Raw genomic sequence first — 12125 nt, 5'->3', positions numbered from 1 at the left:
CAGGAAAATAACGTTCAGGAAGCTGTTTTATTGCCAAAAGACAGCACAGTGCCGGGTGATAGCTCATAAGGCTCTCTGCCTTGCTCAAATATGCGGGAGTCCCGACTGCCTTCGGTAGTGATCCGGTCGCTTTCAACCCTGATCCAGCTACCTTCGCGCAGGCCCACTACAGGAACGGCGTTCTGGGTAAGGAATTCGCGGATACGGGTCTCTCTTGTTTCTCCGTTATGCGTGGAATGCGGATCGGGATCGAGATAATGGGGATTGAGGTTGAAAGGGACCAGGCCCATTGTCTCAAAAGAGGGAGGGTACACGATCGGCATATCGTTGGTCGTCTGCATATTGATCCCGCCGATATTGCTGCCGGCGCTGGCACCGAGGTAAGGTTTGCCTGCTTCTACAGCTGCTTTCAGTGCCTGCATCAGGCCGCGCTCGTGCAGTTGTTTGACCAGCAGGAAGGTGTTGCCACCGCCGGTGAAGAAACCCTGCGCTTTACGGATCGCTTCAGCAGGATAGGGAAAAGTATGCAAGCCTTTCAGCGCAATACCCAGCGCACTGAAAGCCGCTGCCGCCTTTGCCGTGTACTCATCGTGGGAAATGCCGCCGGGCCGGGCATAAGGAATAAACACAATTTCGCTTACATTGCTGAAAAGCGCAGGGAGCACCGGCTGTAAGTAAGCCAGATAATCCTCTCCGAATAAGGTTGAGGTGCTGGCAAGGATAATATTTTTCATTGCAAAGCTACTGTCAAATAAAAAAGTGCTTACCATTATGGATAAGCACTGAAGAATCAAAGTTACAACTTATAACGTATAAGTGGTGTTTTTGCACCTGTGTTAACAACGCCCCGGATCAATAGCGTCAGGCAGTTTGATTGGTCCAGCAGCTTTTCCAACGTCCGCTTGTCCTGGCTGCTCCTGCTTTTTCTTCCAGAAGGCTATTCCCGCTTTGATCTCTCCAAAGGAATAATGATCGCCAAGCTTCTCGCGTACCGTGCCGGAAGTCGCGCCGGGATCGGCCTGCAGCTGCCGCAAAATGGCGTCCAGCTTGGCTTGTTGCACCAAATCAGTGACCTCAACCTCGCCTGTGGGAATAAATTCGACAAGATGCCCTTCAATCGTGCCTTTCACCAGGCCCCGCAGGCTGGCGATCTCCTCTATGCTTTTGCCCTCTTTAAACAGCTGCAGGCTGATCTTTTTGCTTTCGCCCGCCGCCGGTCTCCCCGTTTTTTCTTCCGCTTTGACCTCGATAGGGCTGTGTAGCCGCGATACCCTGTCCATCAGCTGCTGCCGGTCGAGGGCCTGGGCCAGCCCTTCGGTAATGGCTGCCGCCTGCTGTATCTGCAGCTTTTTGCGTTCAAAGATCAGGAGCAGCTCCCTAAGCTCTTTCACGTATTTCTTGGTGCGGGTCTTTACTTTCTCCGCATCGATATGTGTCTTTAAAGGACTTATCGCTTTTTCTTCCAGATCCTTCACAAACCAGGCGCTGGCCGCCGCCGTACGTTCGTGCATGCGGGCATAAGCCGCCTTCCCTTCTTTGAAAAGGTCCTGCAGCAGCTGTGCAAACTTTCCGGCGGTCTTTTGCTGCTGCAGCAAGCCGTTGAAGATCTGATGTGACAGCTGTACCGCTTCATGCTGGTCGGGGAGAGAGCGGTGGTTGAATTCTTCCAAGTGCAGCTGCCAGGCATCGTTCAGCTTATCCCAGGAAAAGGCCTGCAACAGCGATTGTTCGGTGAAGATTTCCTGTGAGTCCTCCAGGATGCGCTGCAGGCGGTCTTCCGATTCTTCTTGTTCGGCGAAGGTGAGAATACGTTCATCGGTCATGATGCTGGCTGCTGTTATCCTGGATTTCAGCACCAGGCCTTCCAGTCCCGTCAGACGGCTGAGCGCCACATAGACTTGCCCCGGCGCAAAGGATTGCCCAGCATCCACAATCGCTTTTTCAAAGGTAAGGCCCTGGCTTTTATGAATGGTCACTGCCCAGGCCAGCCGTATGGGGTACTGAGAAAAAGTACCCAGCTCCTCTTCTTTGATCTCGTCCTGCTCGTTGTCGTATTGGTACCGGATGTTGCGCCAGGTTTCCATCTCCAGCTGCAGCAGGTCTTTTTCGCCCGGGAAGGAAACGAAGATCAGCTTATCGTATTCATCGATGCGCTCTATTGTTCCGATCTTGCCGTTATAGTACTTTCTTTGCTCACCTTTGTCATTCTTGATGAACATGATTTGGGCGCCTTCTTTCAGGTGCAGCTCTTTTTCAACCGGGTAGGCATGTTCAGGAAAGTCGTTCAGCACCTTTGCGGCCAGCGTATGTATTTTTCCCGGCAGACGCTCCAGCTCCTGCTGGTTGATGGCATCGGCTTTATTGTTGTGCGAGGTCAGTGTGATGAAGCCTTCGTGCCGGTCGGGGATGAAGTGCGGATGATAATGCTGCTGCAGGTATTCCAGGTCTTCTTCGGTGCAGGAATTGTTCCGCACATGGTTCAGGATGGAAATGAAGGCGCTGTCGCTCTGGCGGTAGATCTTTTTCAGCTCGATGTACAACGGCGAAGCTTCCTTCACCCCATGGGCATCGAAGAAAAAAGGGCTGTTATAGTACTCGCTCATCAGCTCCCATTCGTTGTCCCTTACTACAGGAGGCAGCTGGAACATATCGCCGATGAAGAGAAGCTGTACGCCGCCGAAGGGTTCGTGCAGTCGCCTGCGCACCGAACGGAGCACGGCATCGATGGCATCCATCACGTCGGCCCTTACCATGGAGATCTCGTCAATGATCAGCAGGTCCAGTTCGCGGATCAGGTCACGTTTAGCGCTGTTGAACCGCAGTTTGGCCAGGAGCTGGTTCTTGTTGTGGACATTTTGGAACTCACCGCCCCAGACGGTTTTTTGTGTGGGCAGGTAAGTGCCGAAAGGCAGCTGGAAAAAAGAGTGGATCGTTACGCCGCCGGCATTGATCGCCGCGACACCCGTGGGCGCTACCACGGCCATCTTTTTATAACAATGTTCCCTGATATACTTCAGGAAAGTGGTTTTGCCCGTACCGGCTTTACCGGTGAGGAACAAATGCTGGTTCGTCTGATTAACGAATGCGACTGCCTGCTGAAAACGAATATTGGAAGTGTCAGTATTTTGCATCTGGGCACGAAATTATCATAGAAAAGTTAGTAACTTGCAATAGAATTTTGACTAAAGAATTAGTTGTATATGAGAAAAATAATTTTTATTTTAAACTTATTTGTCTTTGCAGCACTTTCAGTTGCTGCCAAGGACAACCTGTTTACAGATAAAGCAAAGATCAAAGCTTATTTGGAACAGGATCGTTTCGCTATCGATACGACTGCCGGCGCTGTATACCTGGCCACGGAGGGGAAAGTAGTTGCAAGTTACAGCGAAAGAAAATTCTATTACGACTATAAAGTCCAGAAAATGGCCAGGATCATCAGGGAGCAGGGCAAGGACGTTGCCGTGGTTACCATCGACCTGCTGCCGGGACAACGATTGTCCGATGTCACTACAAAGGTATACCGACTTACCGGTAAAACCGTTTCAGAAAGGGAGAACAGCGAACCCATAGTTGTGCGCGATCTTGAGCGCGGACAGAGAGCGGTGCTGAAATTCGGGAACCTGAAAGCCGGCGATATTATTTATTACAGCTATACCATCAAATCATACGACCTGCTGCTGATCCCGGCATGGTATATGCAGGAAGATTATCCCAATCTTCATTCGGAGCTCATCCTGTCGCAAGAAACCGGCCTGGATTTTTTCATCTATAGCAATACCGGCAGAGATTACAAGGTAAGCACCTATGAAGAGCTGGATCAATGTGCCGCCTGCCGCTTTGGCGATGTTGGCCGTGAAATTGAAGGCCAGTTCCGTACCATCATATGGGCGCGTAACAATATCCCGGCCGGAGGCGCTCTGGCAGGATATGCTATCACGCAGAAGGACCTGCTCCAGGTGCAGCTCCGTTTCCTGCAAAGCCAGCGCCATACCGCCAGCACGTCGGGTAGGGCAGGATATATGATGACAGATGAGCGTAACGGATTCATCCAGGATATCAGCCTCAATAGCTGGGAGAATGTTAATGATCTGTTGCTTTACGGCGGCAGCGATTTCGGTGGGCAGCTCGGTCTTAAAAATAATGAGATCAATGTGCGCTCGGCTGCCCTGGTACAGGGTGCAGGCAGCGATGCTGAGAAAGCAAGCCGGATATTCACTTTTGTAAGGGATAGCATCAGTTTGCTTAACGATAAAGTATTTGCATCACATAACAACCTGGAAACCGCTTTCGATGCCAGGAGCGGTAGCCTGGGCGAGAAAAACCTGTTGCTGGTAAAGATGATGCGCCATGCAGGTCTTAATGCAGAGCCTGTAGTCTTGTGCAAGGGGAATGACGACGACGTGAGAACGGATTTCGTCAATTTTGCTTCTCTTAATTATTGCCTGACGCAGCTTACTGTGGGCAGCGATAAAATATACCTCGATCCTGCCGCAGCTATGCCTTTTGGGCAGACGTTGCCGGACTGTGCCGGAAAGCTTGGATTTATTGCCAGCAAAAAGGGCGGCTTTACTTTAATGCCCCGGACAGCTTCCAAAAGCAGGGTGGTCGTGAATGCAAGCCTGGAACCCATCGACGGAGGTGCCGCATACGAGAGTACTGTCAATATCAACTTACCGCTACCGATGGCGATGCAGTTCCGGTCGTCATTTTTAAGCTCGGCAAAACGTAAAGACGATGCCGCTTTGAACCAGTTTGCCGCCACTTACTTCCGGCTTAATTTTGATACCCTGTTGTCCTGCAGTGTCCGGGGTTTTGCTGCGGCAGACAGTCCCTTGGTATTTACTTACAAAGGCAGGGTATCGGGAGCACAGCAGGGAATCGATCCTTACCTTTTCCCGGTAGCCGACCAGCCATTCCGCGACCAGGGAGCGGGTATTTTTGAGGTGATTTATATGCTCGATATGCCGCTGAGAAGCGGTTATGAGATAAAGCCAATGCCCGTTGCTCGAAACCTGCGCTTCCGCGATAACCATATTGCCTATAATAGCAATAACAGTGTTGGCGAAGGCAGGTTCCGGCTCCTGTATACATTGCAATACAATAAGCCGCTCACGGAAGGCGTTCCTGACGATCTGCCGGTATTTATTAATGATATCCGCAAGCACCAGGAGCAAACGATAAAAGTGGTTAAATCCGGTTTGTAGCCATGGACAATGAGAGCATTGTACAAGCATAAGGCCCGGCCTGAGGCCGGGCCTTATGCTTGTACAGATATCTTTATTGCGGGGAGCACCTCTCTTCTTTATTTTTTTCTGAAGAAGATCTTGATCGGTACGCCTGAAAAATTGAAATGGCTGCGGAGCTTGTTGTCCAGGAAATTGCGGTATGGCGTCTTGATATCGTCCGGGTGATTGGAGTAAAAAGCAAAAGCAGGCGTATGCGTAGGAATCTGCATCACGAATTTGATCTTGACCATATAGCCCCTTACCACCGGCGGGCTGAAGCGCTCGATCTCCTTTTGCATGATCTCGTTCAGCAGGGAGGTGGGTATGCGGCGCAGGCGGTTATCAAATACTTCAAGCGCTTTTTCGATCGCCTGGAAGATCCTTTGCTTTTCTGTGGCTGAAGTAAAGATCACTGGAACGTCGGTAAACGGCGCTATTCGTTCTTTCAGGTTCTTCTCATAATCCCTTGCGGTGTTGGTCTCCTTGCCTTCCACCTTATCCCATTTATTGACCAGGATTACGATACCCTTCCCTTTGCGGGCGGCGAGACCGAAAATATTGACATCCTGTGCAGTCATGCCTTTTTCCGCATCGACCAGCAGCAGGCATACATCGGCTTCATCCATGGCCTTAATGGCGCGGATCACCGAATAAAATTCGAGGTCTTCTGTAACGCTTTTTTTCTTACGCAGACCGGCAGTGTCGATCAGGATAAATTCTTTGCCGAACTGATTGTAGTGCGTATGGATAGGGTCGCGCGTAGTACCGGCGATATCGGATACGATGGATCTTTCCTGGCCGATGAGCGCATTCAGCAGGGTAGACTTACCAGCGTTAGGCTGCCCGATAATGGCGATCTTCGGAACGGGGTTCTTTTCCCGTTCCATACGGATGATATTGCCGTCCTCGTCCTCAATTTCTTCCACCACCATTTCAACGTCTTTGGGTTTTTCCGTGTCCGGGATGCGGCTGCTGATCTCATCCAGCAGCTCGCCGGTGCCGCTGCCCGAGATGGATGAAATGAAAAAGGTGGGATCGAAGCCCAGGATATAGAATTCGGTGGCATCCAGCTGGCGATCGGAGTTATCCACTTTATTGACCACCAGGAAAACCGGCTTGTTCGATTTGCGGAGCACCTGGGCCATTTCGTCGTCCAGGTCGGTAATGCCGGCGGTAACGTCAGTGATGAAGAGCAGGATGTCTGCTTCGTCGATGGCAATATGCACCTGCTTCCGGATCTCTTTTTCGAAAACATCTTCCGAGCGGGAGACAAAGCCTCCTGTGTCGATCACGTTAAATGCCTTGCCATTCCAGTCGGAAAGGCCGTATTGCCGGTCACGGGTCACCCCGCTGAAGTCGTCGACGATCGACCTCCGCTGTTCCAGCAAACGATTGAAAAGAGTTGATTTTCCTACATTCGGTCTTCCTACGATAGCTACAGTAAATCCGGACATCAATTATTGCGTTTATGGCGCAAAGGTACGATTTAGGTTTTTAGTAACAGGCTTAAGATGCAAAACGTGCATAATGCAATGAAGAAGGTTATCTGTTATCGATCCTCAGGCTTGCCTACCGTCAGTACGATAAAATCCCGCTCCATCAAAGGACCGGCATTGCTGTAGATCGTTTCCCGTTCTTCCCTCATGCCGCTGTAGAAAAAACCGGCTTCCTCAAGCAAGGTCCTGGCTTTGCCGGGCGTGTAAAGATTGAAATTATATTGGGTAAAAGGCAGCCCCTGCATAAAAGCCTCAGTAGCAAAACAGGTCAGGAATATGCCTCCCGGCTTCAGCACCCTGTAGAGCTCCAGCGCCTGCGCGGCAGCATTATCCCAGAAATAGATTGTATTGACCGTAAAAATACTGTCAAAGCTATTGTCTGCAAAAGGCAGGCGTGCATATCCATCCTGTATGGTCAATTGAGAGAAGCTGGCGAGACCCTTGCCGATAAGCGCTTTGTTGGCTTCAGTAGCCATGTGGATCATCGTTTCCGATATATCGGCGCCAGTATAATGCAATGCTCTGGTTTTTTCTATAAGGTAGGGCAGGTGGGCGCCGCCCCCCGGGCCGATCTCCAGTACCTTGTCGCCGGGCTGCAGGGGCAGCTGATCGATGCAGCTGCGGATCATACCGGCGTTATTTTCAGCCATACGTAGAGCCGTCTCCAGGCCGGCCTCGCCCTGCGGATGGCGCAGCTGGCCGGCAATCGCTTTAAAATCTGGTGTTTCCATTCATATGGGAATTGGTTCCTGCAAAGAAAAAGTTTTTGCCGGTAATTACGGTCATAGTAATTTCAGCAAAAGGACTGCATGGAAACTTTCAGGAGCGACTTGTCGGGTAAAGAATACCCCTTGCCCGAACGCATCTACGGCGATATCATCCACGGAGCATTGCTGCAAAAGATACAGGAGCAGAAGCCCGGCTTCTCGGCCGACAGTTGCCTGGCCGTAAGTGAGCTTAATGCTTATAAATTACAATACCTATCTGATCACCTGACGCGGGAGATCGGCGACCTGGGCGACCTGGAAAAAACTGTACTCGACTCCATAGGTAACCGGACAACCTTGTCGGCCAGGGCGGATGAAGAAGACCGGCCCGTAACCGTAGGACAAAGGGTTGCAGATAAGGTGGCCGCTTTCGGCGGCAGCTGGAAATTCATTATTACGTTTACTGCTGTGCTGCTGCTGTGGATAGCAGTCAACGGTATTGTGCTGGCCAATAAAGGCTTCGATCCTTATCCCTTTATTCTCCTTAACCTTATTCTTTCCTGCCTGGCGGCATTCCAGGCGCCGGTGATCATGATGAGCCAGAACCGACAGGAAGAGAAGGACCGGGAACGGGCCAAGAGTGATTATATGATCAACCTGAAATCCGAACTGGAGATCAGGATGCTGCATGAAAAGCTTGATCACCTGATGCTCCGGCAGCAGCAGGATATTATCGAAATACAACGCGACCAGATTGAGCAGATGAACCAGCTGATCCAAAGACTGGAGCAAAATCATAAAAACACCGGCAATGCCGGGTAAAGCAAGCTTATGGGCATCTTATCTGTAAGAGAAATAAGGGAAAGCGATATCCCGCTCATCACCGACTACTGGCTGCTTTCAGACCCGGAGCTGATGAAGGGTATGGGCGTACAGCCGGATAAGCTTCCTTCCCGGGAACAATGGGGCGAAATGCTGAGCACACAGCTGCGGCAATCTTATGAAGAAAAGCAATCTTACTGTCTCATCTGGGAGATCGACGGGAACCCTGCAGGACATTCCAATGTCAATAAGATCCGCTTCGGTGAAGAGGCTTATATGCATCTGCACCTGTGGCAAGGAGACCATCGGCGCAAAGGAGCTGGTCCGGCCCTGGTTCATATGAGCTTGCCTTATTTTTTCAACAACCTGAAGCTAAAGGTGCTCTATTGCGAGCCTTATGCCCTCAATGCCGCGCCCAACAAGGTATTGGCGGGGCTCGGTTTTCGCATGCTTCGCGAGTATATCACTACGCCGGGCTTTATTTGCTTCGAGCAGCCGGTACGGCTATGGGCGCTGACGGAAGCTGAATTCAGGAACCGGCCCTGACAGCCGGCGGGGATATTTTTTATCCGGTAAGCCAAATCTGTTATTTTTGCTCCCTCGGCATTGAAAAATCCGATCAATATATTATGAGCACTACTGCAAGAGTCATCAAGTCGCCCGTGGGCACACAATTGCATTGTAAAGACTGGGTAACGGAAGCTGCCTTCCGCATGATCCAGAATAACCTGGACCCTGAAGTGGCCGAAAGACCTGAAGACCTGGTCGTATATGGCGGTATCGGTAAAGCTGCCCGCAACTGGGAAAGCTTTGACAAGATACTGGAATGCCTGAAGAACCTGAATGAAGACGAGACCCTCATGGTACAGAGCGGCAAGCCTGTCGGCATATTGCGCTCCCATAAGAATGCGCCCCGCGTGCTGATCGCCAACTCGAACCTGGTGGGCCGCTGGGCTACCTGGGAGCACTTCCGGGAGCTGGAAGCCAAAGGACTGATGATGTATGGGCAGATGACGGCTGGCAGCTGGATCTATATCGGTTCTCAGGGTATTGTACAAGGCACTTATGAAACCTACCTTTCCCTGGCCAGCAAACATTACAACGGCTCGCTTAAAGGGACGCTGAATGTGACTGCCGGACTAGGCGGTATGGGCGGCGCTCAGCCGCTGGCCATCACAATGAACGAAGGTGTTTGCCTGGCTGCCGAAATGGAAGAATGGCGCATACAGAAGCGGATCGAAACCCGCTACCTGGATGAATATTATACTGATATTGATGAGGCGATCGACCGTTCGTTAAAAGCTAAAGAAAATAAGGAAGCCGTATCGATAGGTGTGTGCTGCAATGTGGTGGATCTGCTGCAAAGGCTGATTGACCGCAACATTACACCGGATACACTAACCGACCAGACTTCAGCGCATGACGAGCTGATCGGTTATTTCCCCGAAGGGCTTTCCGTAAGCGAGGCCAATGCCTTACGCGACAGCGACCCTGAAGCATACAAGCACCGTTCGCTGGATACTATGGCCCACCATGTGCGCCAGATGCTGGAGCTGCAAAAGCGGGGCGCCATCACCTTCGACTATGGCAACAACCTGCGGGGCCAGGCCAAAGACAAGCGGGGCGTGGAGAATGCCTTTGACTTCCCTGGCTTTGTACCTGCTTATATCCGTCCGTTGTTCTGCGAGGGTAAAGGGCCCTTCCGCTGGGTAGCGCTGAGCGGCGACCCCGAAGATATTTATACTACGGATAAGGCGCTGGCCGAGCTGTTTCCGGAGAACAAGGGGCTGCAACGCTGGCTGGCTATGGCCAAAGACAGGATCGCATTCCAGGGCCTGCCTGCCCGCATCTGCTGGCTGGGCATGGGCGAAAGGGAAAAAGCAGGCCTGCTGTTCAATGAGCTTGTACGCACCGGTAAAGTAAAAGCGCCGATCGTGATCGGCCGCGATCACCTGGATTGTGGTTCTGTCGCGTCTCCCAACCGGGAAACCGAAGCGATGAAGGACGGCAGCGATGCCGTGGCAGATTGGCCTATTCTCAATGCGCTGATCAATACTGCTGGGGGCGCCAGCTGGGTAAGCTTCCACCATGGCGGTGGGGTAGGCATGGGCTATTCTCTGCATGCCGGTATGGTGATTGTTGCCGACGGCTCGCAGGATGCGGAAGAACGTCTGAAACGAGTGCTGCACAACGATCCTGCTATGGGTATCCTGAGACATACCGATGCTGGTTACGAAGACGCCAAGGCCAATGCGGACGCCTTCGGCCTGAACATCTGGTAATAGCCGAAAGCTGAATAGAACAAACGTCCGGTGCGGGTTACAGCGCCGGACGTTTTGCTGCCGGCAGGCGCCGGTATACTTATATTATGAAAAAGATAGTTGGCCCCGTTTGGTATTTTTAAGCAAATCTGAGCGCAATGGATCCTTATACCCATATTAAAGTGATACTTGGTATTTTGCTGGGCCTTAGTATCCGCCACTTACTTAATGGTGCGGTGAAGCTGGTGCAGCATCCGGGGCGCAACCAGGCGTATTGGATACATCTTTCCTGGACCATTTATCTTTTTCTGCTGCTGATCCATTTCTGGTGGTGGGAGTTTCATCTCGTAGAAATAAAACACTGGCTGTTTACCGACTATTTTCTGGTGATCCTGTACATCATCGTTTACTACGTGCTTTGCGCCTTGTTGTATCCCGATGATCTGAAGGACTACAGCGGGTTCCGGCAATATTTTTATTCCAGGAGGCAATGGTTCTTTGGTTTGCTGGGCGCGAGCTATGTACTGGATACTGTAGATACCCTGATCAAAGGGCGTGCATACTTTTTACATTTCGGCCCGGAGTATCCCTTGCGCAATGTGTTGCATTTCATCCTGTGTATAGTGGCAATGAAGGTCAGCAGTCCCCGTTTTCATGCGGTATTGGTATCGCTGTTTATCTTGTATGAAGTTTCCTATATCCTCAGGCTGTTTCTTGCCGAATAGCCGGTACCTGTGCCTGCAACGCACTCCGGGGTGATCTTTGAAAACCGTGTGCGCCTATATTTGCAGACGAAAAAACAAAATCCTGAACATTAAATCACATCTTATGAACGTTTTAAATACAGCCAATGCGCCCGCAGCCGTGGGCCCTTATTGCCAGGGTATTGTTCCGACAGCACCCGGTGTGCCCGTTTTCCTTTCCGGACAGGTAGGCATCGATCCGGCCACCGGCGCGCTTGTTGAAGGACTGGAAGCCCAGACCCGCCAGGTGTTTAAGAACATCGAAGCCGTACTGGCCGAGACTGGTCTTACCCTGAAAGATATAACCTATGCCAATGTGCTGCTTACCGACATCGGCGACTTCAAGGAAGTGAACGGCTACTATGCGGAGATCTTCGGAGAGCATCGGCCCACACGCGCTGCTTATGCAGTGAGCGCATTGCCCCTGGGTGCATTGATCGAAGTAGTGGTGATCGCCTGGAAGTCTTTATAGGTCTAAATTGGCAATAGACAGTTCTTTCAGCTGGCAGTTTATAGTTTACAGTGGCAATTAGCAATTGTAAACTATAAACTGCCAGCTCCTTTATGCCTACTGCCCATTCTCTATCACCTCAAATTTCAATACAGTAAAAGCCTATATGGGGCTATACTCATACTATCAATTCCTATATTGCTTACTACTGATACTCCAACACTGCCCGCTGCAACTCATAAATAGCCGATTGCCCATCTTCCATTGCCAACTGATACATTAATGCCCCACTACTCAATACTCAATACTCAATACTCAATACTCAATACTCAATACTCAATACTCAATACTCAATACTCAATACTCAATACTCAATACTCAATACTCAATACTCAATACTCAATACTCAATACTCAATAC

The 12125-nt window shown here is 50.9% G+C and carries 10 protein-coding genes; 6 read left to right on the top strand and 4 right to left on the bottom strand.

Features of this window, described 5'->3' with window-relative positions; genetic code table 11:
* Nucleotides 1–14 precede the first annotated feature (14 nt).
* Together pepE and DZC79_RS10380 are read right to left on the bottom strand one after the other, a co-directional pair.
* The gene (gene pepE / locus DZC79_RS10385; RefSeq protein WP_118951520.1) at nucleotides 15–734 is read right to left on the bottom strand and encodes a dipeptidase PepE; all 720 of its coding nucleotides are present in this window, start codon (nucleotides 732–734) and stop codon (nucleotides 15–17) included.
* Nucleotides 735–836: 102 nt separating this feature from the next.
* Entirely contained in the window at nucleotides 837–3131 is a 2295-nt protein-coding gene (locus DZC79_RS10380; protein ID WP_118951519.1) for a helix-turn-helix domain-containing protein, read from the bottom strand.
* A gap of 69 nt (nucleotides 3132–3200) precedes the next feature.
* Here DZC79_RS10380 and DZC79_RS10375 point away from each other — a divergent pair, with 69 nt between their 5' ends.
* Nucleotides 3201–5204 (top strand): DUF3857 domain-containing protein, encoded by a 2004-nt coding sequence (locus DZC79_RS10375; protein ID WP_118951518.1) that lies wholly within the window; start codon nucleotides 3201–3203, stop codon nucleotides 5202–5204.
* A gap of 98 nt (nucleotides 5205–5302) precedes the next feature.
* Here the strand turns inward: DZC79_RS10375 and der are convergent, their stop codons facing one another.
* Nucleotides 5303–6679 carry a ribosome biogenesis GTPase Der gene (der, locus tag DZC79_RS10370; RefSeq protein WP_118951517.1) on the bottom strand — a complete coding sequence of 459 codons (1377 nt, stop codon included), beginning with the start codon at nucleotides 6677–6679 and terminating at the stop codon, nucleotides 5303–5305.
* 95 nt (nucleotides 6680–6774) lie between these two features.
* Nucleotides 6775–7452: a class I SAM-dependent methyltransferase gene (locus tag DZC79_RS10365; protein ID WP_118951516.1), complete on the bottom strand. Its 678-nt coding sequence runs from the start codon at nucleotides 7450–7452 to the stop codon at nucleotides 6775–6777.
* 78 nt (nucleotides 7453–7530) lie between these two features.
* On the opposite strand from DZC79_RS10365, the gene DZC79_RS10360 reads away from it, so the two are divergent.
* The 5 genes from DZC79_RS10360 to DZC79_RS10340 all read left to right on the top strand — a co-directional run bounded on the left by DZC79_RS10360 (nucleotide 7531) and on the right by DZC79_RS10340 (nucleotide 11726).
* Nucleotides 7531–8250, top strand: coding sequence for a DUF1003 domain-containing protein (locus DZC79_RS10360; RefSeq protein ID WP_118951515.1), 720 nt, complete (start codon nucleotides 7531–7533; stop codon nucleotides 8248–8250).
* Nucleotides 8251–8259: 9 nt separating this feature from the next.
* Nucleotides 8260–8796: a GNAT family N-acetyltransferase gene (locus tag DZC79_RS10355; RefSeq protein ID WP_118951514.1), complete on the top strand. Its 537-nt coding sequence runs from the start codon at nucleotides 8260–8262 to the stop codon at nucleotides 8794–8796.
* Nucleotides 8797–8879: 83 nt separating this feature from the next.
* On the top strand, nucleotides 8880–10532 hold the full coding sequence (hutU, locus tag DZC79_RS10350) for a urocanate hydratase (protein ID WP_118951513.1): 1653 nt from the start codon (nucleotides 8880–8882) through the stop codon (nucleotides 10530–10532).
* 137 nt (nucleotides 10533–10669) lie between these two features.
* A complete protein-coding gene (locus DZC79_RS10345) occupies nucleotides 10670–11236 on the top strand; it encodes a hypothetical protein (protein WP_118951512.1) in 567 nt (188 codons plus the stop codon).
* Nucleotides 11237–11339: 103 nt separating this feature from the next.
* Nucleotides 11340–11726, top strand: a complete 387-nt coding sequence (locus DZC79_RS10340) for a Rid family detoxifying hydrolase (RefSeq protein WP_118951511.1) — start codon at nucleotides 11340–11342, stop codon at nucleotides 11724–11726.
* The last annotated feature ends 399 nt before the right edge of the window (nucleotides 11727–12125 follow it).

The sequence above is a fragment of the Taibaiella helva genome (genome assembly GCF_003545695.1).
Classification (GTDB): Bacteria; Bacteroidota; Bacteroidia; order Chitinophagales; family Chitinophagaceae; genus Taibaiella; species Taibaiella helva.
This window is presented reverse-complemented; position numbering and strand designations above follow the sequence as displayed.